This is a genomic window from Streptomyces sp. NPDC046915, from assembly GCF_040644935.1.
Classification (GTDB): Bacteria; Actinomycetota; Actinomycetes; order Streptomycetales; family Streptomycetaceae; genus Streptomyces.
This window is the reverse complement of record NZ_JBEYXB010000001.1, coordinates 928,546-953,662: the sequence shown is the minus strand read 5'-3', so window position 1 is coordinate 953,662 and position 25,117 is coordinate 928,546. Positions and strand designations below refer to the sequence as shown.

21 protein-coding genes are annotated in these 25,117 nt (G+C 73.3%); 10 read left to right on the top strand and 11 right to left on the bottom strand.

All coding sequences use genetic code 11. The annotated features are described in order from the left end of the window. The first annotated feature begins 19 nt into the window (after positions 1-19). Together ABZ915_RS04195 and ABZ915_RS04190 are read left to right on the top strand one after the other, a co-directional pair. Positions 20-478: a nuclear transport factor 2 family protein gene (locus tag ABZ915_RS04195; RefSeq protein WP_361795396.1), complete on the top strand. Its 459-nt coding sequence runs from the start codon at positions 20-22 to the stop codon at positions 476-478. Between the two features lie 9 nt (positions 479-487). Continuing rightward, positions 488-1,027, top strand: a complete 540-nt coding sequence (locus tag ABZ915_RS04190) for a flavoprotein (protein WP_361795393.1) — start codon at positions 488-490, stop codon at positions 1,025-1,027. On the opposite strand, the gene ABZ915_RS04185 is transcribed toward ABZ915_RS04190, so the two are convergent. Continuing rightward, entirely contained in the window at positions 1,024-1,881 is an 858-nt protein-coding gene (locus ABZ915_RS04185; RefSeq protein ID WP_361795390.1) for a hypothetical protein, read from the bottom strand. The genes ABZ915_RS04190 and ABZ915_RS04185 overlap by 4 nt on opposite strands. Before the next feature lie 123 nt (positions 1,882-2,004). Next, the gene (locus ABZ915_RS04180; protein WP_361795388.1) at positions 2,005-2,862 is read right to left on the bottom strand and encodes an endo alpha-1,4 polygalactosaminidase; all 858 of its coding nucleotides are present in this window, start codon (positions 2,860-2,862) and stop codon (positions 2,005-2,007) included. Between the two features lie 183 nt (positions 2,863-3,045). On the opposite strand from ABZ915_RS04180, the gene ABZ915_RS04175 reads away from it, so the two are divergent. Next, a complete protein-coding gene (locus ABZ915_RS04175; RefSeq protein WP_361795385.1) occupies positions 3,046-4,014 on the top strand; it encodes an aldo/keto reductase in 969 nt (322 codons plus the stop codon). Between the two features lie 3 nt (positions 4,015-4,017). Here ABZ915_RS04175 and ABZ915_RS04170 read toward each other — a convergent pair whose 3' ends face one another. Continuing rightward, positions 4,018-4,845, bottom strand: coding sequence for a phytanoyl-CoA dioxygenase family protein (locus ABZ915_RS04170; RefSeq protein WP_361795843.1), 828 nt, complete (start codon positions 4,843-4,845; stop codon positions 4,018-4,020). Positions 4,846-4,918: 73 nt separating this feature from the next. Between ABZ915_RS04170 and ABZ915_RS04165 the strand changes: the two genes are divergently transcribed. After that, positions 4,919-5,851 carry a helix-turn-helix domain-containing protein gene (locus tag ABZ915_RS04165; protein ID WP_361795382.1) on the top strand — a complete coding sequence of 311 codons (933 nt, stop codon included), beginning with the start codon at positions 4,919-4,921 and terminating at the stop codon, positions 5,849-5,851. A gap of 292 nt (positions 5,852-6,143) precedes the next feature. Beyond that, entirely contained in the window at positions 6,144-8,309 is a 2,166-nt protein-coding gene (locus tag ABZ915_RS04160) for a ricin-type beta-trefoil lectin domain protein (protein WP_361795379.1), read from the top strand. A gap of 40 nt (positions 8,310-8,349) precedes the next feature. Here ABZ915_RS04160 and ABZ915_RS04155 read toward each other — a convergent pair whose 3' ends face one another. From ABZ915_RS04155 to ABZ915_RS04135, 5 genes are all read right to left on the bottom strand, one after another. Further along, positions 8,350-8,844: a universal stress protein gene (locus tag ABZ915_RS04155; RefSeq protein WP_361795376.1), complete on the bottom strand. Its 495-nt coding sequence runs from the start codon at positions 8,842-8,844 to the stop codon at positions 8,350-8,352. A 62-nt stretch (positions 8,845-8,906) separates the two neighbouring features. After that, complete coding sequence (locus ABZ915_RS04150) at positions 8,907-10,160, bottom strand: arsenic transporter (protein WP_361795840.1); 1,254 nt, start codon at positions 10,158-10,160, stop codon at positions 8,907-8,909. 74 nt (positions 10,161-10,234) lie between these two features. Then, positions 10,235-11,470 carry a hypothetical protein gene (locus tag ABZ915_RS04145; RefSeq protein WP_361795373.1) on the bottom strand — a complete coding sequence of 412 codons (1,236 nt, stop codon included), beginning with the start codon at positions 11,468-11,470 and terminating at the stop codon, positions 10,235-10,237. Between the two features lie 244 nt (positions 11,471-11,714). After that, positions 11,715-12,419 carry a DUF4232 domain-containing protein gene (locus ABZ915_RS04140; protein WP_361795370.1) on the bottom strand — a complete coding sequence of 235 codons (705 nt, stop codon included), beginning with the start codon at positions 12,417-12,419 and terminating at the stop codon, positions 11,715-11,717. Between the two features lie 154 nt (positions 12,420-12,573). Then, positions 12,574-13,974, bottom strand: a complete 1,401-nt coding sequence (locus tag ABZ915_RS04135; protein ID WP_361795367.1) for a serine/threonine-protein kinase — start codon at positions 13,972-13,974, stop codon at positions 12,574-12,576. Between the two features lie 46 nt (positions 13,975-14,020). Between ABZ915_RS04135 and ABZ915_RS04130 the strand changes: the two genes are divergently transcribed. Then, positions 14,021-14,569 carry an RNA polymerase sigma factor gene (locus ABZ915_RS04130; protein ID WP_361795364.1) on the top strand — a complete coding sequence of 183 codons (549 nt, stop codon included), beginning with the start codon at positions 14,021-14,023 and terminating at the stop codon, positions 14,567-14,569. A gap of 19 nt (positions 14,570-14,588) precedes the next feature. Here ABZ915_RS04130 and ABZ915_RS04125 read toward each other — a convergent pair whose 3' ends face one another. Further along, positions 14,589-16,979, bottom strand: coding sequence for a SpoIIE family protein phosphatase (locus ABZ915_RS04125; protein ID WP_361795361.1), 2,391 nt, complete (start codon positions 16,977-16,979; stop codon positions 14,589-14,591). Positions 16,980-17,224: 245 nt separating this feature from the next. On the opposite strand from ABZ915_RS04125, the gene ABZ915_RS04120 reads away from it, so the two are divergent. Continuing rightward, positions 17,225-20,329, top strand: coding sequence for a glycoside hydrolase family 2 TIM barrel-domain containing protein (locus ABZ915_RS04120; RefSeq protein ID WP_361795358.1), 3,105 nt, complete (start codon positions 17,225-17,227; stop codon positions 20,327-20,329). Positions 20,330-20,334: 5 nt separating this feature from the next. Here the strand turns inward: ABZ915_RS04120 and ABZ915_RS04115 are convergent, their stop codons facing one another. Then, positions 20,335-21,057, bottom strand: a complete 723-nt coding sequence (locus ABZ915_RS04115; RefSeq protein WP_361795355.1) for a 2OG-Fe(II) oxygenase — start codon at positions 21,055-21,057, stop codon at positions 20,335-20,337. Positions 21,058-21,226: 169 nt separating this feature from the next. Here ABZ915_RS04115 and ABZ915_RS04110 point away from each other — a divergent pair, with 169 nt between their 5' ends. The 3 genes from ABZ915_RS04110 (at position 21,227) to ABZ915_RS04100 (ending at position 23,886) form a co-directional block, all read left to right on the top strand. Continuing rightward, positions 21,227-21,466 (top strand): hypothetical protein, encoded by a 240-nt coding sequence (locus ABZ915_RS04110; RefSeq protein ID WP_361445826.1) that lies wholly within the window; start codon positions 21,227-21,229, stop codon positions 21,464-21,466. Positions 21,467-21,469: 3 nt separating this feature from the next. Then, positions 21,470-21,847: a toxin Doc gene (locus ABZ915_RS04105; RefSeq protein WP_361795352.1), complete on the top strand. Its 378-nt coding sequence runs from the start codon at positions 21,470-21,472 to the stop codon at positions 21,845-21,847. Positions 21,848-22,224: 377 nt separating this feature from the next. After that, positions 22,225-23,886 carry an RICIN domain-containing protein gene (locus ABZ915_RS04100; protein WP_361795349.1) on the top strand — a complete coding sequence of 554 codons (1,662 nt, stop codon included), beginning with the start codon at positions 22,225-22,227 and terminating at the stop codon, positions 23,884-23,886. Positions 23,887-23,895: 9 nt separating this feature from the next. Here ABZ915_RS04100 and ABZ915_RS04095 read toward each other — a convergent pair whose 3' ends face one another. Beyond that, entirely contained in the window at positions 23,896-25,062 is a 1,167-nt protein-coding gene (locus ABZ915_RS04095) for a lactate 2-monooxygenase (protein WP_361795346.1), read from the bottom strand. Positions 25,063-25,117 lie beyond the last annotated feature (55 nt).

Below are 25,117 nucleotides of genomic sequence, written 5' to 3'. Positions count from 1 at the left end.
TCTCCGCGAGGAGGAAGCCATGACCGACCGCCCGCCCCTGCCCCCCTTCACCCGTGCGACCGCCGCCCAGAAGGTGCAGGCCGCCGAGGACGCCTGGAACACCCGCGACCCGCAGCGCGTGGCGCTCGCCTACTCCGAGGACTCCGTCTGGCGCAATCGCGACACCTTTCTCACCGGCCGCGCGGAGATCGTGGAGTTCCTCACCGCCAAGTGGGCACGGGAACTCGACTACGCGCTGCGCAAGGACCTGTGGGCCTTCGACGGCGACCGCATCGCGGTCCGCTTCCAGTACGAGTGCCGGGACGCCGGCGGACAGTGGTGGCGGTCGTACGGCAACGAGCTGTGGGAGTTCGACGGACGGGGCCTGATGACCCGCCGGGAGGCGAGCATCAACGACGTCCGCATCACGGAGGGGGAGCGCAGGATCCTCGGACCGCGGCCGGAAGCCGAACGGGGGCTGACCTTCCCGCTCCAGTAGGGTGCCCGGATGACCGAACAGGCCGGGAAGCCCTTCCTCTACCTGGTCGTCTGCGCGGCCGGGATCGCGGCGGACGTGAGCAAGCTGATCACCGCCGCCCAGGAGCGGGACTGGGAGGTCGGCGTCTTCGCGACACCGGTCGCGACGGGCGGCTTCTTCGACACCGCCGCCGTCGAGGCGCAGACCGGCCGCCCGATCCGCTCCGCCTGGCGCAGCCCCGGCGACCCGCGCCCCTTCCCGCCGCCCGACGCCGTCGTGGTCGCCCCCGCCACCTTCAACACCGTCAACAAGTGGGCGGCCGGCATCGCCGACACCCTCGCCCTCGGCACCCTGTGCGAGGCCGCCGGTCTCGGCGTGCCGATCGCCGTGCTGCCCTGCGTGGCCGACGCCCTGGCCGCCCACCCCGCCTACCAGGACAGCCTGATACGCCTGCGCGGGATGGGCGTCCGGTTCGGCGACCCGTACGCGGGCGAGCCGGGCGACGACGGCGGACGGCCGGAGTTCCGGTGGGAACGGGCGCTCGACCTGCTGGCGAGTCCCGGGGTCTAACGGCAGGTGACCGTCGGCCCGGCCAGCACCCCGCCGGTGTAGAGGTCCTGGCCCCGCGGCATCCAGTAGCCCAGCTTGGACACCAGCGTGGAGCAGGCGCCCGCGACCGTCACCCGGACGACCACCTTGGCGGGGTGGCCCGGCTGGAGATCGGTGAGGGCGCAGTCCAGGGAGTGGGTCAGCCGGGTCTTCGACGGATAGCGGCCGACCAGCGGGTTGACGCAGCGAGCGTCGGCGGTGGACACCCGTACCCCGGTGCCCTGCTCGCCGATGAGCCCGAGGCGCGCGCTGCCGTCCCCCTGGTCGCTGTCGCGTTGGACCGTGTACGTCAGCGTGGTCTCCGCATCGGCCCGCACGGTGCTCCGGTCGACCTGGACGCGGTGCGTCGCCTTCGGCGGGGGCGCGGTGAGGGTGAGCGTGGCCTGCACGGTACCCCGCAGATCGACACCGGCGGGCGCCGACCGGACGCGCACGGTGGCCGAGATGTCGTACGTCCCCGGGCCCGGGTACTGGACCGACCCGGGCAGCGCTCCGGACAGGGCCGTCTTCTCGCCGTGCCGGGCCGTCCACGTGCCCCAGGCCTGACAGGTGTACCGCACGCGCGTTCCCGCCCGTCCGCAGGTCGCCGCGGCCGAGACGGACATGGTGGGGGTGCCGTTGCCCGCGCACAGGTTGACCGTGGCCCGCTGGCCGCGCTCCCCGCGCAGCACCCCGGCGGTCGCGCACAGCGTGCCCGGCGGCTCGGCCGCGACCGTGCGCGGGGGAGCGGGCCGCCCCCAGGCGGGGGAGACGAGGGCGAGGGGCAGCAGCGCCGCCCCGGCCAGGGTCCTCAGCGTCCTCGGACGTGTCGGCACGGCGGTTCCTCCGTACGGCGTGACCGGCCGGGCGCCGGTCGCCTGCGCCGAGGATGCGGCACCGATACGATCATCCGGCCGCTCCCACGCCGACCGGTCACCTGCGGGCAGCAACCACGGGCCTCAGCGGACCTTGCGCACGTACCCGTCACTGCCCGGTGTCGACACCTCCCGGTCCCGGCGCACGATGCTCAGCCGCCCGCCGAACTCCGCGACGGCCTTGCGCAGGCCGGAGTCCGAGTACTCGATGACGAGGACCCGGTCGTCGTAGGCCTTCGCGTACGTCCCGCACTCGTCGTACTCGGCGCACTCCTCCGCCACCGCGAAGTCCAGCCCGGTCCGCTTCCTCGCCCCGGTCAGCTCCGCGGTGTTCTTCTGGCCGATGGCCAGGTGCCGGTCGTGCGCGTGCCGCGCCAGCAGGGTGATGAAGGCGGTCGCGTCGTCGGCGGTCAGCAGGTGCCGGGAGCGGGTGTAGCTGTCGTAGTTGTCCGGCTCGACCGCGTCGAAGCCCTTGGCCGCGCACTCGTCGATCCAGCGGTCCACCCGCTCGGCCACCCGCTCGCGCTTGGCGGGCGTCCGGATGTCCAGCAGGGGCTCGTTCCAGTCCTCGTCGATGACCACCTTGCCGTGCGCGTCGCGCAGCAGCAGGTCGGCGGGCCAGGAGCCGCGCTCCTCGGGCTGGGCCTGAAAGGCGTTCACGTAGCAGACGTTGTACAGCCCCGGCGCAGGGGACGCCGAACGGTCGCGGCTGACGATCCGGACCCCCGCGGGCGGGCGATAGGAACCACCGATCTGGTAGTCGAAGCCCGCGGCGCGCGGCGGCAGCCGCACCGCCTTCGGTGCCTTCCCGGTCGAGGGCGACGCCGGCGCTCCGCCGGAGGAACCGCACCCGGCGAGCCCCAGGGCCGCGACGGCGGCAAAGACGACAACGCCGGTGGCCCTCCCGAGACCTCCGGCGCGGGAACCACCCCTGGCGGACATGACCGCTCCATCAATCGCGGGTACGACCCCGCCTCGCGCACTGTTGTGTGCCGGCACAGGGAGTGACGGCCCTCGTGTGATCAAATCGCCCGGGTACGGCGGCCGTCAAGTCGGCCCCGGCGGGTGACCCGCGACGCCGTACGCTCGCCTGTGGTAACCGACCCGAAGGCAGGAGCAGCAACGATGCAGTACGGGAAACTCGGTTCGACGGGCCTGGACGTCTCGCGGATCTGTCTGGGCTGCATGACCTACGGTCTGCCCGACCGCGGCGCCCACGAGTGGACCCTCGACGAGGAGGCGTCGCGGCCCCTGATCCGGCAGGCGCTGGACGCGGGCATCAACTTCTTCGACACGGCCAACGTCTACTCCGACGGCACCAGCGAGGAGATCGTGGGACGGGCGCTGCGGGACTTCGCCCGACGCGACGAGATCGTCCTGGCCACCAAGGTGAACGGCCGGATGCGGCCCGGGCCCAACGGGGCCGGGCTGTCCCGCAAGGCGATCATGACGGAGATCGACCACAGCCTGCGCCGCCTCGGCACCGACTACGTCGACCTCTACCAGATCCACCGCTACGACCACCACACGCCGGTCGAGGAGACGATGGAGGCGCTGCACGACCTGGTCAAGGCGGGCAAGGTCCGCTACATCGGCGCCAGTTCGATGTACGCCTGGGAGTTCTCCAAGGCGCAGTACACGGCCGAGCGGCACGGCTGGACCAGGTTCGTGTCCATGCAGAACCACTACAACCTCCTCTACCGCGAGGAGGAGCGGGAGATGCTGCCGCTCTGCGCCGACCAGGGCGTGGGCGTACTGCCCTGGAGCCCGCTCGCCCGCGGCCGCCTCACCCGCGACTGGGGCACCACCACCGAGCGCAGCGCCGGCGACAACTTCGGCGGCAAGCTGTACCTGGAGAGCGACCGGTCGATCGTCGAGGCCGTCACCCGTATCGCGGGCGACCGGGGCGTCCCGCGCGCCCAGGTCGCCCTCGCCTGGCTGCTGCACCAGGACACGGTGACCGCGCCGATCGTCGGCGCCGCCAAGCCGCAGCACATCGAGGACGCGGTGGCCGCCGTGGAACTCGAACTCAGCGACAAGGAGATCGAAGAGCTCCAGGCGCCCTACTCCCCGCACGCCATCAGCGGGCACTGACGGTCAGTGCGGTCCGTGCGGCGGGAACTCCGTACCGCACGGACCGGCTCCCTCGCTGAGCGACAGCGGCACCCGGTCGCCGGACATGGACAGCGTCCGGTAGTGCTCGCCGATCCGCTCGGCCGAGCGGCCCACGTAGTGCCCGATGAAGGAGCGGCGGAAACGGCCGGCGCTGCGGTTGGGCGACGAGCCGTGGACCAGGCTGCCGTTGAAGAACAGCACGTCGCCGGGTGCCATGTCCACGGGCACGGCGCTCAGACCGGGCGGCGGCGGCACGTACTCCCGCGCGAAGGACAGCCCGGCGTCCGCCTCCTCGGGGCAGAACACGTTCATCCGGTGCGTGCCCGGAACCACTTCGAGCCCGCCGTTGTCCCGGTCGATCACGTCGCAGGCGACCCACGCGGCCACACACGTCCCCGGCTCCACCCGCAGGTAGAAGTTGTCCTGGTGCAGCGCCTGGCCCCGGGCGCCCGGCGGCTTGAAGTAGAACATGCTCTGCGCGGCCAGCACCTCCTCCCCGAGCAGCACTTGAAGGACCGTGCGCAGCCGGGCGTCGAGCAGGAAGTCCCGCGCGAGGCCGCTGATCTCGTGCGGGTGCATGACCCTCGGGTACGCGTGCAGCGGATCGGCCGGGCCGCCGGCCGGCACCGGCGTCCGGGGCTCGAAGTGGCCGGGCACCGGACCGGCCGCGTGCAGCGCCGCGAACTCGGCGCACAGCCTGTCGATCTCGTCGTACCCGAACAGGCCGCGCACGACCGCGTAGCCCGCCTCCTCGAACTCCTCGACCCACTGCCGTGTGGCCTCGGCCGTGATGGGCGTGGTGTTGTCCATGGCTGTCATGAGCTCTCACTCCTCTGTCCGGTCATCGCCCGTGCCACGCTAGGCCGGTGCGCTCGCCCGGAGGATGCCCGTGACCACTGAGAGATTGCCTGTGACTGCCGCGCCCGCCGACCCCTCGCCGGGGCTGGTGGTGGCCGGCCGATTCGACCGGGAGCCGGGCTACGCCGTCCACCGGCCCGAGGGCGCGGCGAGCTGGCTGTTCACCTGGACGACGGATGGCCGGGGCATGGTGCGGCAAGGGGCGGCCGAGGCACGCCCCGGCGCGGGGGAGCTGGTGGTGCTCGGCCCCGGCGTCCGGCAGCGCTACGCCGTCGCGCCCGGCGCCCGGCACTGGCGGTTCTGGTGGGCGCACTGCCGGGCCCGGCCGTCCTGGGCGGCCTGGCTCGGGCCGTACGCGGTCGCCGACGGGATGTACGTCGCCACCGTCCCCGCCCGCCTGCGCGACCGGGCGGGCCGGGCCTTCGCCCGCATGCTCGACGACGCCCGCCGGCCCGGTGGCGCGGCGGCGCCCGCCGCCCCGCCCGGCGACGACCTCGTCGCCGTCGCCCACGACAGCACGGCGCGGGAACTGGCGCTGTGCGCGCTGGAGGAGGTCGTGCTGCTCGCGGCGGCCGGCGCGCGCGAGCCGGCGCCGCCGCCGGGTACCGACGCCCGGATCCTGCGCGCCGAGGAGCTGATCGCCGCCGACCCCGCCGCCGGGCACACCGTGGGCTCGCTCGCCGCGAGTGTCGCGCTGTCACCCTCCCGATTCGCCCACCTGTTCACCCGGCAGACCGGCCGGTCGCCGATGCGGGCGCTGCGCGAGGCGCGGCTGCGCCAGGCGGCCCGCCTGCTGGAGGGCACCGACCTGACCGTGGAGCGGGTGGCCGCCGCGTCCGGATTTCCCAGTCCCTTCCACTTCAACCGGGTGTTCCGGGAGCGGTACGGGGTCCCGCCGGGCACGTACCGGGCAATTACCGTGCCGGGAGGGGGACAAGCCGGAAAAGAGCCCTGTTGACAATTCGTCAAAATCCCCGGACGAACGTGCTATGCGCAAAACTCGGGGGTCCCTTGTTCCACCCCGCTGGCCTGTGCAAAGGTGTGCCCTGTCGGCGAGCAGACAATTCCGTGTCGCACTCCGCGGGTGCGAGGCCGCCCCCGTACGCCCCCCACGCTTCAAAAGAGCTGCTGAAGGCGGACGTTCGAGGTGCCCGATGCCGTACGGGGTGTCCCGGGCGGGTCGTAGGGCCGGATAGCATACCCCTTTGGTATGGACTGAATCCCATGTTGCGTCTTGGAGGAATGCAGCCGTGAATGACGCAGGCCTGTCGAATTCCCCCACCTCGGCCCGGCCGTTCGACATCCCGGACGAGCAGCTGAGTGCGGAGCTGAAGAAGTGGACAGGAGCGACACCCGCGCTGCATCCCGTCGGTGAACTCCTCGACCGGCACTGGGAAGCGGCTTTCGCCTACGCCCGGCTGTGCACCGACGGGCCGCGCGCGGCCGGCATGCTCACCACGGCGGCCTTCACCCGGCTCTTCGGCGCCTCCCTCAGACAGGCGGGGCCGACCTCGGCCTGGCGCCCCCAGCTCCTGGTCACCGTGCGCCGCATCGCGGCGGAGTGGGACAACGACGGCCGGCAGGAACTCCTGCACCCCGGCCTGCGCCCCGGCCCCGGTGACGGCGACCGCGCGGCGGCCCGGCTGCTGCCGTCCGCGCACCGGCGGCTCATCTCCCGCGCGTTCCAGCGGCTGCCCCAGTCCGCCCGCGCCGTGCTGTGGCACGCCGAGGTCGAGTCCGAGCCCCTCGCGATACCCGCCGGACTGCTCGGCCTCGACGAGGAGGGCGCCCGCGTGGAACTCCGGCGCGCCCAGGAGCGGCTGCGCGACGAGTGCCTCCAGGCCCACCGCGAACTCTCCGACCAGGACGACTGCCTGCGCTACAGCCGGATGCTCGACGTGACCTACCGGCGCGCCGGCGTCGACGTCGACCCCGACCTCCAGCAGCACCTGAACGGCTGCCGGCACTGCCGGGACACCGCGGACCAGCTCGACCGGTTCAACACCGGGCTCGGCCTCGCGCTGGCCGAGGCGGTGCTCGGCTGGGGTGCCGCGGCCTATGTGGAAGCACGGGCGGCCCTCGCCGAGGAGGCCGTTGAGCCGGGACCCGGCGCCGGACCGGCCGGGAGCGCGCACGCGGCCGCCATCGCGGCCGGGCTCACGGGCGGGGAGGCCTTCAGCGGCCCCGCCCCCGCGTTCGCCGGCGGTGAGTCCTTCACCGATCCCGCCCCCCGGCCCCTGGACGGCGATCCCTTCCCCGCCCCGGCACCGGGTCCCGCGGGCGGCGAGCACCTCGCGGCCCCGGAAGCCGCTCCCATGGCAGGCCAGGAGTTCGCCCCCGCCCCGCCCGCGCCCACCACCGAACCACGTCACCAGGGCGCCGCCACCGGCCGGTCCGCGTCCCGCTCCCGACGCCGTACGGCCTCCCGCGCATCCGCGCCCGGGACGGAACCCGCTGCCGCGGGCACCTCCGGCCCCTCCGCGTCCGGCCCGACCGCGCGTTCCGCCTCCCGCCGTTCCGCACTGCGGGCGGCCCGCCGGGTCCGGCGCCGCAACCTCGCCGTGGCCGTGGCGACGGTGAGCGGTCTGGTCGTGCTGCCGCTGGTGCTGTGGACGGTGCTCGGCTCCGGCGACGGTGCCGCTCCCGTCGCGAGCGGCAAGGACGCGGGCAAGCCCAATTCCGGCTCCGCGACCACCAACCCGTCCTGGGTCGGGTCCGGCCAGACCGCCAAGGGCGCCCTGCGCGGCCGGCTGCACAACATCGCCTCCGGGCTGTGCGTCGGCATCGTCGGCAAGAAGGCCGTCAAGGGCGCCGAGACCGAGCTCACCACCTGCTCCTCCGCGGCGAGCCAGCAGTGGACGTACGACACCGACGGACTGCTGCGCAACGACGCCGACCCCGGCCTGTGCCTCGACTCCCACCTCGGCTACTCGGTCCAGCTCGCCCCGTGCACGGCCGCGAGCGGCACGAACCTCCGCTACGACTTCACCCTCCAGGGCGCCCTGGTGCCGCGCGGGCAGCAGGACCTGGCGCTCGCCCCCGCCGCCACCGACGGGGCCGGCGCCCTCGTGGTCAAGACCCGCGCGGACACCGACGTGCAGCGCTGGGCCATGGACACCTCCAAGCCCGACCTCCAGATGCAGAACGTCAACTGGGACGCCGACAGCACCCCGTTGACGACCTCCCCGACCCCGGCCGCGCCGAAGACCCCGTCGCCGGCCCCCAGCCCGTCGACCGCCGAGCCGACCCCGTCGAGCGCCTCGCCGACGCCGTCGAGCACCGGCTCCACCGACATGTGCGCGTACAACCCGTACTACTGCGACTCGGACGGCAACGGCCAGTACGGCGGCGGATGGGGCCATGGCGGTTACGGCGGCGGTTACGGCGGTTACGGCGGCGGTTACGGCGGACGCTGAGCGGCCGCACCGGCTCGTGGCGGCTCGTGGCGAACGGGCCCTAGCGGTGGTGCGGTGGCGGCGGAGGCGGCATGGTCGTCAGGCCGGGGGCCGTCTCCGGCCAGACCAGCAGCACCGGGCAGGGCGCGTGGTCGACCACGAAGCGGGCGGCGGGACCGAGGCTGTGCGGGCCCAGCCGGGCCCGGTCGCCGTCGCGGGCCAGTACCAGCAGACCGGCGCCCTCCGAGGCGGCCACCACCTCCCGCTCGACCCGACCGGACCGCTCCAGCCGGACGCAGGGGCGCCCCAGCCGCTCGGCCGCCGCCGCGAGGAGTTCGGCCGCCGAGCTGCCGCCGAGGTCCTCCAGCCGCGTGCCGGGATCCCGGTCCGGGCGTCCGCGGCCGAGCAGCCCGGCGAAGGCGCCGTGCGCGAGGCCCGGCACGTCCGGCCCGCTGACGTGCAGCAGGACCACGTCGGACGCCGTCGGGGCGTGGGCGCGCACGGCGTCCACACAGGCGGGCCAGGTGCCTTCCACCAGCCACACGATCACACGCATTCGGTCGGCCTCCCTCGGTCGCGCACGACCTGTCTCACAGCACCTGTCTCACACCACGTGTCTCACACCACCTGAAGCGAACCCCACAGTGCCACCACGGCCAGGCCGAGCGCCGACGGCACGGCGAGCAGTCCCAGCCGGGTGAACTCCCCGAGGTCCACGTCGTGTTCGTGCTGGTGCACGATCCTCCGCCACAGCAGCGTCGCCAGCGACCCCGCGTACGTCAGGTTCGGGCCGATGTTCACCCCGAGCAGCACCGCCAGCACGGCACCCGGCCCGGTGGGCGCGGTCAGCGGCAGCAGGACCAGTACGGCGGGCAGATTGTTGATCAGATTGGCCAGGACGGCGGCCAGCGCGGCGATGCCCAGCAGCGCCGGCAGCCCCGTACCGCCGGGCAGGAGGTGACCGAGGGCGTCGGCGAGCCCGTTGTCCACCACCGCCCGCACCACGATGCCCAGCGCCAGCACGAAGGCCAGAAACCCCGGGGCCGCCGCCCGCACCACCGTCATGGGCGTCGCCCGACGGCGCAGCAGGGCCCGCCCGGCGAGCACCAGCGCCCCCGCCGTCGCCGCCCACGCCGGATCGACGCCGGCCGCGGACGCCACCACGAACCCCGCCAGCGTGCAGACCACGGTCACCAGCGCGAACAGCGGCAGCCCGGCCGGTTCGCCGGCCCCTTCCGGCCCCGGGGCCGCCGCCGACAGGTCGCGGGCGAAGAACCGCCGGAACACCGCGTACTCGGCGCCGACCGCCACCAGCCACGGCAGCGCCATCAGCGCGGCGAACCGGGTGAAGCTCAGCCCGCTCGCCGCGAACGCCAGCAGGTTGGTCAGGTTGGACACCGGCAGCAGCACGGACGCCGTGTTCGACAGATGGGTGCAGGCGTAGACGTGCGGCTTGGGCCGTACCCCGGTGCGGGCGGCCGTGGCGAACACCACCGGCGTCAGCAGCACCACCGTGGCGTCCAGACTGAGCACGGCCGTGATCACCGAGGCCAGCGCGAACACCGCCGTCAGCAGCCGCACCGGCCGCCCGCCCGCCCGGCGGCCCATCCACGCCCCGCAGGCCTCGAACAGCCCCTCGACATCGCAGAAGTGGGCGAGCACCAGCACCGCCGCCAGGAACCCGACCACCGGGCCCAGCCGCTCCGCCTCGGCCCGGGCGTGGTCCAGGGAGATCGCACCCGTGGCGACGGCGATCCCGGCGGCGGGAACGGCCATCACCGCCTCCGGCCACCCGAAGGGTCGCACCACGGCCCAGGCGAGCACGGCGACGAGCAGAACGACGGACAGGGCCTCGGCCAGCGGGGTGTTCAGGGGACGGCCCTCCGCGAGTGATCGACAAGTGCGCGCCCCATGAAACCCCACGACAGCAGATGGAGGTGAGACGGCTACGACGACTGCTTGCCCGCTCCGCCCAGGAACTCCTCCCAGCCGCCGACCGGGGACTGCCCCGGGCTCAGCGTACGCAGCTTGCGCAGCACGGCCGGGTCCTGCGCCTCGAGCCACGCCACGAGCTGCTTGAAGGAGACGAAGCGCACATCGTCGTACGCGGCCATCCGGCCGATGGCCTCCTCCACGGCGTCCATGTAGATGCCGCCGTTCCAGCGCTCGAAGTGGTTGCCGATGAACATGGGAGCGCGGTTGGTGGTGTAGGCGCGGTGGAAGCCCGCCACATAGGTGTCACGGGCCTGGGTGCGCCAGGCGTCGTACTGGGAGCGGTCACCCAGGGGGTTTCCGGCGGACTGGTTGAACATCATGTTGTAGTCCATCGAGAGGACCTGGAAGGAGTGGCCGGAGAACGGTATGGACTGGAGCGGGAAGTCCCAGATCCGGCCGCCCTGCACCTTGCCCGGCCAGATCTGGAGCCCGCCGGGGGAACTGGCGTCGTACTTCCAGCCCAGCGCCGCCGCCGTGGGCAGCAGCGCGGTCTGGCCCTCCAGACACGGGGTGCGGCCGCCGATCAGCTCCTTGCGGTAGTCGAAGGGCAGCGGGTCGAGGTCGGTGAAGCCGGTGTTGGTCTTCCACTCGGTGACGAAACGGACGGCCTGGTCGATCTCGCTGCGCCACTCGGCGCTCGACCAGTTGCGCACCCCGTCCGAGCCGCAGAAGTGCCCGTTGAAGTGCGTGCCGATCTCGTGGCCCTCCAGCCACGCGGAGCGCACCTGCTGGAGCGTGGCGTGGATGTGCCGGTCGGCGAGGTAGCCGATCGCGGAAGCGCCGACCGGGTGCTGCGGGGGGTGGTAGAGGTTCTTCTTGGACTCGGGCAGCGCGTAGATGCCGCTGAGGAAGAAGGTCATCTTGGCGCCGTGGCCGGCGGCCACCTTGCGGAACCGGGAGAACAGGCCGTTGCTCAGCTCGCCCGCGCCGTCCCAGGAGAACACCACGAACTGCGGCGGCTTGGTCCCCGCCTTCATCCGCGTCGCCTTCGGCTGGTGCGGCTGCGCCCCGGTGTCCGCGGTGGAACCGTCGCCGATCTTCTTCACCGGCCGGGCCTGCGCCGTGCTCCCGCCGCTCCCGGAGCCGCCGCCCACGGACAGCCCTCCGGCCGAGCAGGCGGACAGGGCGCCCAGCGCGCCCGCCGTCGCTCCCGCGGTCATGAGACGCCTGCGTGAGATGCCGCTCATGTCTCGTCCCCGATTTCCTCGTCGCGGCCCCGTCGGGGCCTTCTCGCTGTGCGGTCGACGAGTTCGATGGGCGCTCGCGGCGGAAAGATCGGGGCGGACGGCGCCTGTTTCCGTCCTGTGACAGTCGGGACGAGGCCATGAAGAACCCCGCTGCTGGGGGAGTGGCTGCAGCGGGGTCCTGATCAGGGGATACGCCGGTGCGGCGGGTGGGGGGAGAGTGCGGCGGGCGGGGGGAGAAGGGGGATCAGGCGCCGGTACCGGGGCTGAAGACGGTCAGGAAGACGGACGAGGAGTTGCCGGACACCGGCACCGGGCCGGCCGTCCACTTCACCTTCAGCTGGTCCCGCTCGTCCGGCGGGGTGACCAGGAGCGCGGCGGGCGACGCCGTCTTCGCGCCGCTGATCTCCGGATTGGAGAAGGTCAGTCCTGCCCAGGCGCTCGCGCCGGGCCTCAGCGTGACCGTGGTGGCCTTGCCGGAGGAACGCTTGGGGTCCGGGCCGAGCTGGGTGCCGGCGGCGTTCACGAAGGCGGAGCCCGGATAGCCGCGCAGCGTGCAGGTCCGGGCGGACTTGTTGGTGAGCACGATGGGGAAGTTCTCCTGGCCCGCGCCCGGGTTGTTGCGGCCCACCGCGGCGCTCAGTTCGGAGGTGTGGCAGCGGGTGCTCGCGGCGGTCTCCACCGTGCCGTCGCCGCCCGTAGCCGTCTTGCCGGTCGGTTTCGGCGAGGACGACGTACCGGCCGGGGCGGCGCTCGGCGATGCCGGGGCGCTGCCGCCCGCCGTTTCCGTCGCTCCCGTAGTCGCCCCGTCCGACGCGGGCGAGGCGTTGCCCGAAACCTTCTGCGGAGCACCGTTCCCGGTGTCGTTGCCGCAGGCGCTCAGAAGACCCAGCACGGCGACCGCGCTCCCGAGCACGGCCGCTCGACGCAAGGACTGGGACGTATACGCCATGTCTCTCAACACTCCTGCTGGTCGTGGCACGCGCCGTGGGGCCGCGTGCCCTCGGCGCCGCGTGCGCCGTCATGAGAGTCCGATGCGCGCTCCGCCGGAAAAGTTCGCGGCCCGCGCGGTTCTTTCGCCCGTTCTTCCCCCTGTTCTCTACCCGTCAGGTGACCCGGAGGGACCGGATTATGTGGTCCGTGGCGTCGGTGGCACCGGTTTGGCGTATCTGTACATATAGCTGAGGATCCGTCTTGCCGCTCGCCGGGCGCAGCGCGCTCTCACTGATCGAGCCGCCGCCCGGGCAGTCGCTCCAGCTGCGGACCCGGCCCTGCCAGGCCGTGCCGGTGTAGGCGCGGTCACCGTCGTAGTGGCAGCCGCTGTGGGCGAGGGCGTTCACCTTCGCCGTGACGTCGCCGTGCTCGCTCAGGCCGACGAAGAGGCCGTCCACGTCCGCGCCCAGATCCGGCCACTTCGCGAGGTCGTCGGCGACCGCGAGGCCCGGTTCGTGCCCGGAGGGCAGACCGAGGTCCTTGGGATCCCAGCCGGCGTCGCGCAGTTGGCGGCCCCAGCCGGAGGGCACCTCGGCCACGATCCGGCCGGTGGAGTCCTTCACCCGCAGCTCGTCGGCCGGGGCATCCGAAGAGGAGCGTTGGTGCAGCAGCATCACCGTGCCGGCGGCGGCCACGGCGGCGAGCACCGCGGCGACCGAGAGCGTCAGGACGCCGATCCGCCCGCGCACGCCGTCGAGCCGGCGCCGGCGCGAGGGCACGGGCACCCGTTCGGCCAGCCGGTCCAGCTCGTCGGCGAACGCCGCCGCGCCGGGCCAGCGCCGCTCCCGGTCCGGCTCCAGCGCCCGCATCAGGGCGCGCTGCACGTCGTCGGCGAGGTCCGGACGCAGCCGCTGCGGGGGTACGACCCTGCCCGGCGGGCCCGGCACCGTGCCGGTGACCAGCTCGTAGCCGACCGCGCCCAGGCCGTACACGTCGGCCCGGGCGTCGATGCCCATGCCGGGCTCGGCCTGCTCCGGTGGCTGGTACCCGGCCGAGCCGGCGGCCAGGGTCAGCCCGGAGGCCTGCGCCAGGCTCTTGGCCAGCCCCAGATCGGCCAGCAGCACCCGGCGGCTGCCGTCCGGCGCGGTGCGCAGCAGCACATTGCTCGGCTTGACGTCCCGGTGCACGATCCCCGCCTCGTGCAGGGCCGCCGCGCTCCGGGCGGCCAGCGCCGTCAGCCGCAGTGCCTCGGGCACCGGCAGCGGACCGCCCGCCAGCCGGTCGGCGAGGGTGCCCGCGTCGGCGTACTCCATGACGAAGTACGGCCTGCCGTCGGGCAGTTCACCGATGTCGTAGACCTGCACCACCCGGCCGGAGTCGGCCTTGCGCAGCAGTCGTGCCTCGGACAGGAACCGGTCGCGCACGTCGAGGCGGTGGGACCAGTTCTCGGCGAGGACCTTGACCGCCACCGGGGCCTCGAGCTGGTCGTCGTGGGCGAGCCACACCGTGCCGAACGCGCCGGAGCCCAGGCATCGTTGCAGGCGATAGCGGCCGATCCGCTCGAGGGAGTGCATAGGACTATCATGCCTGCTCGGAGATCGACTCGAAGGGGGACCCGCGGTGTACGACGCGGCGCTGACCGAAGACCTCGCCCGGCGCGCCGCCGCGGGGGACCGGGCGGCCCTGGAGCGGCTGCTGGCCGAGGTCCGGCCGGAGGTCGTCCGGCGCTGCGGACGCTTCCTGCCCTGCCGGGAGGACGCGGAGGAGGCCGCGCAGGACGTGCTGCTCCAGATCGCCCGGCGGATCTCCGGCTTCGAGGGCCGCAGCCGCTTCAGTACGTGGCTGTACACCGTCGTCGCCAACTGTGCCCGGCAGAAGTACCGCGAGCTGAAGCGGCGCGCGGCCGAGCAGCCCGTCGTCATCGAGCCCGCCGAGTACGTCGACCCGCGCACCACGAGTGTCATCGCGGGCTCCCGCGTGGACCTGCTGGAGGCGCTGGACCGGCTGGAGCGGGAGCATCCGCACCTGGTCGCGCCGCTGGTCTACCGTGACATCTGCCAGCTGGAGTACGCCGAGGTCGCCGAGCGCATCGGCATCCCGCTGGGCACCCTGAAGTCCCGGCTGCACGAGGCCCGCAAGCAGGTACGGCCCTGGCTGACCGCGTCCTGAGCCACCGGTACCCCTGGTACTACAGGTCGGCCTCGTACAGCGGCAGCTCCGCCCAGATCGTCTTGCCCTCCGCCGTGTGCCGGCTGCCCCAGCGCTGGGTGAGCTGGGCGACCAGCAGCAGTCCGCGGCCGCCCTCGTCGAAGGTCTTGGCGCGGCGCAGGTGCGGGGCGGTGTGGTTGGTGTCGGACACCTCGCAGATCAGCGTGGCCGCGTCGTGGATCAGCCGCAGCCGGATGGGACGGGCGCCGTACCGGATGGCGTTGGTGACCAGTTCGCTGACCACCAGTTCCGCGGTGAAGGTGATCTCGCTCAGCGACCAGTGGTCCAGCTGCTGGACGACCTGCTTGCGGATCGGGGCGACCAGGGCCGGGTCGGCGGGGATGTCCCAGGTCGCGACCTGGGAGGCGGGCAGCCCCTGGGTGCGGGCGAGCAGCAGTGCCACGTCGTCGGCCGAGCCGCCTTCCGGGAGCAGGGCGCTCAGGATCCGGTCGCAGGTCTCCTCCAGCGAGTCCGCGAAGCCCGCCAGGGTCTCGGTCAGCAGCCGGTGGCCCCTCTCGCCGTCCCGGTCGCGGGACTCGACCAGGCCGTTGGTGTAGAGGGAGAGCACGCTGCCCTCGGGCAGTTCCAGCTCGGCGGACTCGAAGGGCAGCCCGCCGAGACCGAGCGGCGGCCCGGCGGGCAGGTCGATCTGCCGGGGCGCCCCGCCGGGCGGCAGCAGCACGGGGGCGGGATGCCCGGCGCGGGCCAGTGTGCAGCGGCGGGAGACCGGGTCGTACACGGCGTACAGGCAGGTCGCGCCGACCTCGCCGGTGGCGCCGCCGTCGCCGCCCGACTCCTCCGCCAGCCGGAGCACCAGGTCGTCGAGGTGGGTGAGCAGTTCGTCCGGGGCGAGGTCGATGTCGGCCAGGGTGCGCACCGCGGTGCGCAGCCGGCCCATGGTGGCCGAGGCCTGGATGCCGTGGCCGACGACGTCCCCGACGACCATGGCGACCCGCATCCCGGACAGCGGGATCACGTCGAACCAGTCGCCGCCCACCCCGGCGCGCGCCGCGGGCAGATAGCGGTACGCGGCCCGCAGGGCGGCCGTGCGCGGCAGCGAGCGCGGCAGCAGGCTGCGCTGGAGGGCGAGGGCGGTCTCGCGCTCGCGGGAGTAGCGGCGGGCGTTGTCGATGCAGACGGCGGCGCGGGCGGTGACCTCCTCGGCGAGCAGCACGTCGTCCGCGGTGAACGGGCCGGGCCGCCGGTACCGGGTGAGCACCGCGACCCCCAGGGTCAGGCCGCGGGCCCGGATCGGCACGGACATCGTGGAGTGGATGCCGAGCGTCCGCACCCGCTCGGTGCGCGCCGGGCTCCAGGTGAGCCAGGCTTCCAGGTCGCCGGAGGCCGCGTCGGCGACGATCGTGCGGCCCGCCGTGAGTGAGTCGGCCTGTGGTGAAGGGAGGGGATAGACGTCGAACCGGCCGAGCTGGACCACCGCCTCCGGGATGCCCCGCTGCACGGACTGGTGCGCGACCCGGCGCAGCCGGACCGGCGCGGTGACCCGGGACGGGGGCTCGCCGCCGTGTTCCTGGGGATCCAGCAGGTCGACGCTCACGAAGTCGGCGAGGGCCGGGACACACACGTCGGCCAGCTCCTGGGCGGTGGTGACGACGTCGAGGGTGGTGCCGATGCGCACGCTCGCCTCGTTGACGATCTGGAGCCGCTCGCGGGCCAGATCGTGCTCGGTGAAGTCGTGCGCGGCGAGGCACACCCCCCGCACCCGGCCGGAGTCGTCGGTGATCGGGGCCATGCGGGCCAGCCAGGCGTACCCGCGGCCGTCACCGCCGATCGGCACGTAACTGCGCACGTCGTGCCCGCGACCGGTGGTCAGCACGCGGTAGAGGTGCTGCTCGATGACCACGCTCTGCGGTCTGCCGCTGATCTCGGGCATGCGCAGCCCGCGCAGGTGCTCCTCCGGCAGGCCGAACTCCTCGGCCATGGCGTCGTTCATCCGGCGCAGTCTGAGCCGCTCGTCGTAGATGGCGACCGCGCAGGGGGACTGGAGGAGCCCGATCTGCTCCAGGGGGTCTTCGCGCGAGGGCGGCCCGTTCGTCTCCAGCGGGGTGACCACGAGCCAGCGTCCGGGGCGGTCGCCGTCGGGCGGGGTGTGGTGCGCCAGCACCCACACGGACACCGCCGAGCCGTCACGGTGGCACAGCGTGACGATGCCGTACCAGCGGTCCGCCCCGGGGGCGAAGGGCAGGGGCTGCTCCCCGCCGGCCAGTATGTTCACGGCCGGGCGGCCCAGGACGTCGGCGGCGCTCCAGCCCAGCAGCCGCCGGGCGCCGGCGTTCCACTCGACCAGCGTGCCCCGGTCGTCGATGACAGCCCGTGCCGTCGCGGCATCGTCGAACGGGTACACCGGGCTCATCGTCGGACTCCATCACGCACACTCACCGTGAACACGTGCGTTACTCGTGGTCCAGCCTAGTGCGTTCCGCCGCGGGGGACCCGACCGGAGCGGCACCGCCGTCAAGGGGCGGATCCGGCCGATGTGGCACCAGGGGCAGGAGTACGGTCCCGCACTCTTGACTGACAGGTGTGCCATCACGTCAGAATCTGTGCGTTCACGATCAGTTGTGAGTACTTCTGGGCCCCTGATGAGGGAGAACCGCAATGACGGTCACTCGCAGATCGGTTTTGGTCGCCGCCACGGCGACCCCGGCGGCCGGAGCGCTCCTCGGTGCGCCGGACGCCCGCGCCGCCGAGGCCTCCGGCGCCGCCGAGGCGTCCGGTGGTGCCGGAGGACGCCGCACCGTCCCCTTGCGGGACGGCTGGCGCTTCGCGCTGGTCGACCCGGGCGGGATCACCGACCCGACCGGCGCGTACGCGAACGCCGCCGACCCCGGGTACGACGACTCGGCCTGGCGTGAGGTCGCGGTGCCCCACGACTGGAGCATCGAGCAGACCCCGACCACCGAGCACGGCACGACCAGCGGCACCGGCTTCTTCCCCGGCGGCCTCGGCTGGTACCGCCTCGCCTTCACCCTGCCGCCGGCCTGTGCGGGCAAGCGCATCTCGGTGGAGTTCGACGGCGTGTACATGGACTCGTACGTGTACTGCAACGGCACCCAGGCCGGCCGCCACCCCTACGGCTACACCGGCTTCGCCCTTGATCTGACCGACCTGGTGCACACCGACGGCACCACCGAGAACGTCATCGCGGTCAAGGTCCAGAACCAACTGCCCAGCAGCCGCTGGTACTCGGGCAGCGGCATCTACCGCGAGGCCCGTCTGGTGGTGACCGACCCCGTCCATGTGGCCCGCTGGGGCACGTACGTCACCACGCCGGACATCACCGCCGAGCGGGCCGTCGTGCGGGTGCGGACCGATGTCGTGAACGAGACCGGCGACGGCACGGACGTCCAGATCGTCTCCCGGGTCCTCGACCCCGGCGGACACCAGGTCGCCCGTACGTCCTCCACGGCGGCCGTCTCCGGCACGGCGAGCGAGACCCACGAGCTCACCGTGGCCCGGCCCCGCCTGTGGGACTTCGACACCCCGCACCGCTACACCCTGGTGACCGAACTCCGCGTCGACGGCCGCACCACCGACACCTACCGCACCGCATTCGGCATCCGCAGCTACCGCTTCGACCCGGACGAGGGCTTCTCCCTCAACGGCGCCCACGCCAAGATCAAGGGCGTCGACCTCCACCACGACCAGGGTGCCCTCGGCGCGGCGATCAGCGTCGACGCGGTGCGCCGGCAGATGACCATCATGAAGTCGATGGGCGTCAACGCCTTCCGCACCTCGCACAACCCGCCCTCGCCGCAGATGATCGAGGTCTGCGAGGAACTGGGCATCGTGATGATGGTGGAGGCCTTCGACTGCTGGCGGACCGGCAAGACCAAGTACGACTACGGCCGGTTCTTCGACGAGTGGTGCGAGAAGGACGCCACCGAGATGGTCCTCGCGGCCCGGAACTCGCCCGCCGTGGTGCTGTGGTCGATCGGCAACGAGATCCCGGACTCCACCTCCACCGCGGGTCTCGCCATGGCGGACCGGATCATCGGCGCGATCAAGGCGGCGGACGACACCCGGCCGGTCGTCATCGGCTCGAACAAGTACCACGGTGTGCCCGCCACCGGCTCCGCGGCCGACCTCATGCTCGCCAAGCTGGACGGCCTCGGCCTCAACTACAACACCGCCAAGTCGGTGGACGCCCTGCACGCCAGGTACCCCAAGCTGTTCCTGTTCGAGTCGGAGTCCTCGTCCGAGACCTCGACGCGCGGCAGCTACCAGGAGCCCGAGCACCTCAACACCGGCGAGAACCACACGCCGGGCAGGCGGGAGGTCTCCTCCTACGACAACAACCTCGCCTCCTGGACGATGAGCGGCGAGTACGGCCACAAGAAGGACCGGGACCGCAAGTGGTTCGCCGGGCAGTTCCTGTGGTCGGGCATCGACTACATCGGCGAGCCGACACCGTACGACGTCTTCCCGGTCAAGGCGTCCTTCTTCGGCGCGGTCGACACCGCGGGCTTCCCCAAGGACATGTACCACCTGTTCCGCAGCCAGTGGGTGAGCGAACCGATGGTGCACCTGCTGCCGATGACCTGGAACCACGAGCCGGGGGACACGGTGGAGGTCTGGGCGTACGCCAACGTGCCCTCCGTCGAGCTGTTCCTCAACGGAAAGTCCCTGGGCGTACGGGAGTTCGACACCAAGAAGACCACCGACGGCCGCACCTACCTGGAGACCACCGAGGCCACCGGCGACGACAAGACCTTCACCGGCGGCCCCTACCCCGGCAGTTACACCAGCCCCAATGACAGCGCGGGCAAGCTGCACCTGACCTGGAAGGTGCCCTACGCACCCGGCGAGCTGAAGGCGGTGGCCCGGCGGGACGGCAAGGCGGTCGCCACCGATGTGCTGCGCACGGCCGGCGCGCCGCGCGCGGTCCGGCTGACCGCCGACCGCAAGTCCCTCGCAGCCGACGGGCGTTCGCTGGTCTTCGTGACCGCCGACATCGTCGACGCGCACGGGGTGGTCGTGCCCGATGCCGAGCACCTCATCGCCTTCGACGTGACCGGCGGCTCCCTCGCCGGGCTCGACAACGGCCGCGAGGAGAGCGCCGAGCGCTATCAGTCGAGCACCCGCACCGCGTTCCACGGCAAGGCCCTGGCCATCGTGCGGTCCGGCACCGAGGCGGGCACCCTCGAGGTCACGGCACGGGCGGACGGCCTGCGCAAGGGCAGGGTGAGCGTGCGTACCGCACCCGCCCGCCCGGTGGTCCGTACGCCCGCCCCCGGCTTCCGGCCCGACCACCCGGCGCCCTCGGACCACCCGCTCGCGGACGCCAGTTACTCCGGCCGCTCCGACACCCTCCCCGCCGCGATGCTCGACGGCGACCCGGCCACCGGCTGGTCCAACGCCTTCGCCAAGTCGGCGACCGCCCTGCTGCCCGCCTTCAACGGGGCCCGTGCGAAGGACTGGGTGTCGGTGGACTTCGGGCGGAACCGCACCTTCGACCGCGTGGAGGCCTCCTTCACGGTGGACTCGACGCACTCGCTGCCGGCCGCGGCGGAGGTGGCGGTGTGGAACGGACGGGCCTACGTCCCGGTGAAGGACGCAGCGGTGCAGTGGGCGACCGCCTCGGACGCCCCGACGGCGATCACCTTCGGCCCGGTGAGCGGCTCCCGCGTCAGACTGACACTGACGAGCGCACACCCGGGTGAGGCCCGGGGAGCGGTTCGGATCAGCCGTCTGGAGGTCTAGCCGGCCTAAGAGGCGTCGTGGAAGACCAGCCCCAGCGTGCGGCGGCGGCCGGAGCGGACGGTGCTCACGCCGTGCCGCATCGCTCCGGCCGACCAGCCGCGCCTGGTGCGGACCGGGTGGTCCCGGGTGGTGAACACCAGGCCGTGGCCCTGGCGCAGAACGGTCGCGGAGCCCCGGGACTGGGCGCGGGGACGCTGCTCGACCATCAGGAACTCGCCGCCTGTGTAGTCGCTGCCGTACTCGTCGAGGGCGACGACGACCTGGAGCGGGAAGACCAGCTCGCCGAAGACGTCGCGGTGCAGGGCGTTCCAGTCGCCGGGGCCGTAGCTCAGCAGGATCTGCGCCGAGCGGTCCTGCCCGGCGGCGTGGCAGCGGGCCAGCCATTCGTCCAGCTCGTCGGGCCAGGGTGCGGGCCGGTCCAGCCGGGCCGCCCAGTCGCGGGCGACCGGCAGCAGCCGCGGGTAGAGGGCCGCGCGCAGAGCGGCCACCGGGGCGGGCAGGTCGTGCGTGAAGTAGCGGTACTCGCCGGAGCCGAACCGGTGCCGGGCGAGGTCGACGGTGGTCCGGAACAGCTCCGGCTTCTCGTACAGGGCGGCCAGGTCGCGGCACTCGGCGGGCGTCAGCAGTCGGGCCGTGGGCGCGCTGCCGAGCTCGTCGAGTTCCTCGGCGAGCACGTCCCAGTCCGTTTCGGCCGCGCGACGGCGGGCCCCGTCGGGGGTGAGAGTCATGGCGGTTCCCTTCGTATGAGCCCGGAGTCCCAGTCTGCCGCCGCGGCCGACGCCGGACCGGCGGGATTCAGACCTGGTGTCCTGGCGTTCCGCTCCCGTAGGTACCGTGGGATATGCCATGTGACCTGCGTCTATTTACGCGCAAGTACCCTCGCGCTACCGTTGGGGCATGCCAGCTCTCAACGTGGAGTTCAGCGAGCGCGAGCTAGAGGACCTGCGGCGGATCGCCAAGGAGCGGGGGACGTCGATGAAGGCCCTGGTGCGCGAGGCGGCCGCGGCCGACATCGCCCGGCACCGCGCGCTTCAGGAGGGTGCGGAGACTTTCCGCCGCTTCTTCGCCACGCACGCCGACGAGTTCGCGGCCGCGTTCCCCGACGACGAGCCCCCCGGCAGGGGCGAGGCCGCCTGACCCATGTCACCAGTCCTCCATATCGACGTCCCATGGCTGCTCCAGCGACATGAGGAAGTGCTGCCGGAACAGCCGACGATCGACGACTTCTCGGCCCTGGTCGCCGCCGTCGCCCGGCACCGGGTCGACCCGCCGCGCCTCGGCGTGAACTCCGACCCGGCCTGGCGGGCCGCCGCCCTGCTGCACACCCTCGCCCTGCTGAAGCCGCTGCCGTCGGCGAACGCGCGGTTCGCCTGTGCGACGGCGGTGGCGTACATGTTCGTCAGCGGGGCCGGCATCGACCCGCCCTACGGCGCGCTCGTCGATCTCGCCCGGGACCTGATGACCGGCAAGACCGATGTCTACGGCGCGGCCGACCGGCTCCGTTCCTGGCAGATCTGACCGCGGCACCCGGCCGCGGCACCCGCCCCCGTCGGCAGGGGAAGTCGCCCCGGGCCGGTGCGGGCCGGCCCGGGGCCGCCGGCCGAGGGCGGGAGGAGCAGGGCCGGCGGCCGGTGTCGCGCAGCAGAGCCGCCGTGCCGCGCGGGGCCTTGTGAGAAAGGCCGATGCCCAGTGCACTACCCGTCGGCGGGCAGTGGGAGCGTGCGCGGCGGGCCGACGTGTGCGCGTCCTTCACACGGGGCGCACGGAAGAGCAAAAGCAGGCCTATAGCCTGACTTTCCGTCAAAACTGTCGATGGTGCCGAACTCCTTGTTGGCCTTTGGCGAGTTGTGCAAGGGTGAACCACTCGAGCGCACACGTATCAAAGGAATCACTCCGTGCCCACCCCCCACCCCCCACGTCCTCCCTATCCACCGTCCGGAGGGGTCTCCGGAGAGTCCGACGAGTCACTCGCGGAACGGCTGCGCGGGAGGTCGGAGGGAGAGGCCGCCTCGTCCGTCGCCCTGCTGATGGCGCGGCACTGGCAACCGGCCCACGAGTACGCGGCCGTCTGCCTCGCCGCCGAGGACACCGTCGCCCACATGGTCACCGCCACCGCCTTCCACCGGGTCCTGGACCGGCTGGCGGCGGGTGAGCCGGCCGCCGCCCTGCGGCCCCGGCTGCTGGTGGCCGTGCGCGACACGGTCGCACACTGGGCGGCCGACGACCGCCTGCCCGAGGTGCTGCCCGACCTGGCGAGCCCGGCCGGGGGCCGCGGCATGCGCGCGGCAACGTCCATGATCCCCGACAACCGCGTCCTCGCCGAGCGGTCCTTCCAGGGCCTCGTGCCGCTCGCGCAGTGCGTGCTGTGGCACACCGAGGTCGAGGCGGAACCGCTCACCGTCCCGGCCGGCCTGCTCGGCATGGACGCCGACACCGTGGCGGCCGCCCTCGAACAGGCCCGCGAAGCCTTCCGGCAGGGCTGCGTCCGCGCCCACCGGGAACTGGCACCGACCAAGGACTGCCGTTTCTACAACCGTCTCCTCGACGTGCCGATCCGGCGCGGCGGCGCCCTGCTGCCCGATGTGCAGCAGCACTTGGCCGAATGCCGCTACTGCCGGCACGCCGCCGAGCAACTCAGCCACATCGAGGCCGGTACCGGCCTCCTGCTCGCCGAAGCGGTGCTCGGCTGGGGCGCACGCGGATACCTCGACTCCCGGCCGGGCCGGGCCGGTTCGGCCGCACCGCGCGGCCGGGACACCTCCCGGCGCACCGGCGGACGGCCCGGCGGGGGAGGACGGCACCGGATGCTGGGGCGGATAACCCTCCCGGCGCGCCGCGCCTCCTCGGCCGCCCGCTCACCGAAGACACTGCTCACCGGCGTCGGCCTGGCCTCGGCCGGGCTGCTCGCGACGGTCCTCGCGATCAGCCTGCTGCCGGACGGCGGGGGCGGCACCGACCCGGTCGCCTCGACCGGCGCCTCCGGTGCCCGGGACGCCGCGCCCGGCACCGGCTCCCGGGCCACGCCCGGCACCTCCGCCTCCCCGCCCGGTACGGCGGAGCTGCCCAACGCGACCCGGCGGACACAGCTGCGCAACGCCGCCGCCGGGCTCTGCCTGGACACCGACGGCAGGCCCCGGGCCGGCGGGAGCGTGCTGCTGGCGGTGTGTTCGTCGGCGGCCACCCAGCTGTGGACGTACGAGACCGACGGCCGGCTGCGCAGCGCCGCCGACCCCGACCTGTGCCTCGACTCGCGCGCGGACGCCGGTGTGGTCGTCCTCGGCACCTGCGCGGACGAGAGGGCCGGGCGGGCCGAGGACGTGCGCTACGACCTCACCGTGCAGGGCGAGTTGCTGCCCCGCTGGGACGAGACCCTCGCCCTCACCACCGCGGGCGGGGACGCCGGCGCCGACATCGTCGTCAAGGTCCGCGACCACTCCACCGCGCAGCGCTGGCTGACCGATCCGCCGTCGGCGAGCCCCGGCTCCCTGTCGGTCACCGGGACCCAGGGATCCTCCGCCGAGCCGGCGGACCTGGCGGACGACGGCACACGGGACTGACGGCGGGGTTCACACGGGCTCCTCCAGATCGCCGGCCCCGACGCCTGCCGGGCCGGCGTGTCCGGACAGGGCGAGGGTGAGGTCGAACTCCGCGAGCAGGCAGCGGATCACGTGCTCCACGCCCGCCTGTCCGTCGAGGCCGAGCCCGTACACGTACGGCCGCCCCAGCAGGACCGCCCGCGCGCCGAGGGCGAGGGCCTTGAAGACGTCGTCGCCGGTGCGCACGCCGCTGTCGAACAGCACCGTCAGCCGGTCGCCGACCGCCGCCGCGATCCGGGGCAGCGCGTCGGCCGCCGCGACGGCACCGGCCACCTGCCGCCCGCCGTGGTTGGACACCACGACCCCGTCCATCCCGGCGTCGGCGGCCAGCCGGGCGTCGTCCGGATGCAGGATGCCCTTGAGGACGATCGGCCCGTCCCAGTGCTCCCGCAGGAACGCCAGGTCCGGCCAGGTGTGGCCGGCGTCCCCGAACAGGCCGAGGAAGTGCAGCACCGCCGCGTCGGGGTCCTCGTGCACCGGCTTGGCGAGCCCCGCCCGGAAGGCCGGGTCGGAGAAGTAGTTGGCGGTGCCCACCCCGTGCACGAACGGCAGGTACGCCTGGTCGAGGTCGCGTGGCCGCCAGGCCAGCAGCGGTGTGTCCAGGGTGACGACGAGCACCGTGAACCCCGCGGCCCGCGCCCGGCCGAGGAAACTCCGCGTCACCTCCCGGTCCTTGCCCCAGTACAGCTGGAACCAGCGCTCGCCGTCCCCCATCGCCTCGGCCACCTGCTCCATGGGCGTGCTGGAGGCCGAGGACAGGATGTACGGCACGCCCTGCGCGGCGGCGGCCCGCGCGGCGGCCGTCTCCGCCTCAGGATGCATGATCGACAGCACGCCGACCGGCGCCAGCGCCAGCGGGGCGGGCAGCGCGCGGCCGAACACCTCCACCGACAGGTCCCGCTCCCGCACGTCCCGCAGGACACGCGGGACGATCCGCCGCCGCTCCAGGGCGGCCCGGTTCGCCCGAGCCGTACTGCCGTCGCCCGCGCTGCCCGCCACATAGCCGACCGGACCGGGGCCCAGCCGGTGCTCCGCGAGCTCCTCCAGCCGGGTCAGATCGGTGGGCAGGCGCGGCACGGCACCCGTCATCCCGTTCAGGTAGATCTCGTACTGGAAATCCGCCCAGTGCTTCGCCATCCCTGCGTCCCGCCTCTCGTCGCCGGTCGTGCGCCGAGCCGACCATACCGGCGGG

Bases quoted from the DNA above. Each gene is read 5' to 3' on its own strand.
- ABZ915_RS04195 (WP_361795396.1), top strand. From the start codon at position 20: ATGACCGACCGCCCGCCCCTGCCCCCCTTCACCCGTGCGACCGCCGCC.
- ABZ915_RS04190 (WP_361795393.1), top strand. From the start codon at position 488: ATGACCGAACAGGCCGGGAAGCCCTTCCTCTACCTGGTCGTCTGCGCG.
- ABZ915_RS04180 (WP_361795388.1), bottom strand. From the start codon at position 2,862: ATGTCCGCCAGGGGTGGTTCCCGCGCCGGAGGTCTCGGGAGGGCCACC.
- ABZ915_RS04175 (WP_361795385.1), top strand. From the start codon at position 3,046: ATGCAGTACGGGAAACTCGGTTCGACGGGCCTGGACGTCTCGCGGATC.
- ABZ915_RS04170 (WP_361795843.1), bottom strand. From the start codon at position 4,845: ATGGACAACACCACGCCCATCACGGCCGAGGCCACACGGCAGTGGGTC.
- ABZ915_RS04165 (WP_361795382.1), top strand. From the start codon at position 4,919: ATGCCCGTGACCACTGAGAGATTGCCTGTGACTGCCGCGCCCGCCGAC.
- ABZ915_RS04155 (WP_361795376.1), bottom strand. From the start codon at position 8,844: ATGCGTGTGATCGTGTGGCTGGTGGAAGGCACCTGGCCCGCCTGTGTG.
- ABZ915_RS04145 (WP_361795373.1), bottom strand. From the start codon at position 11,470: ATGAGCGGCATCTCACGCAGGCGTCTCATGACCGCGGGAGCGACGGCG.
- ABZ915_RS04140 (WP_361795370.1), bottom strand. From the start codon at position 12,419: ATGGCGTATACGTCCCAGTCCTTGCGTCGAGCGGCCGTGCTCGGGAGC.
- ABZ915_RS04135 (WP_361795367.1), bottom strand. From the start codon at position 13,974: ATGCACTCCCTCGAGCGGATCGGCCGCTATCGCCTGCAACGATGCCTG.
- ABZ915_RS04125 (WP_361795361.1), bottom strand. From the start codon at position 16,979: ATGAGCCCGGTGTACCCGTTCGACGATGCCGCGACGGCACGGGCTGTC.
- ABZ915_RS04120 (WP_361795358.1), top strand. From the start codon at position 17,225: ATGACGGTCACTCGCAGATCGGTTTTGGTCGCCGCCACGGCGACCCCG.
- ABZ915_RS04115 (WP_361795355.1), bottom strand. From the start codon at position 21,057: ATGACTCTCACCCCCGACGGGGCCCGCCGTCGCGCGGCCGAAACGGAC.
- ABZ915_RS04110 (WP_361445826.1), top strand. From the start codon at position 21,227: ATGCCAGCTCTCAACGTGGAGTTCAGCGAGCGCGAGCTAGAGGACCTG.
- ABZ915_RS04105 (WP_361795352.1), top strand. From the start codon at position 21,470: ATGTCACCAGTCCTCCATATCGACGTCCCATGGCTGCTCCAGCGACAT.
- ABZ915_RS04095 (WP_361795346.1), bottom strand. From the start codon at position 25,062: ATGGCGAAGCACTGGGCGGATTTCCAGTACGAGATCTACCTGAACGGG.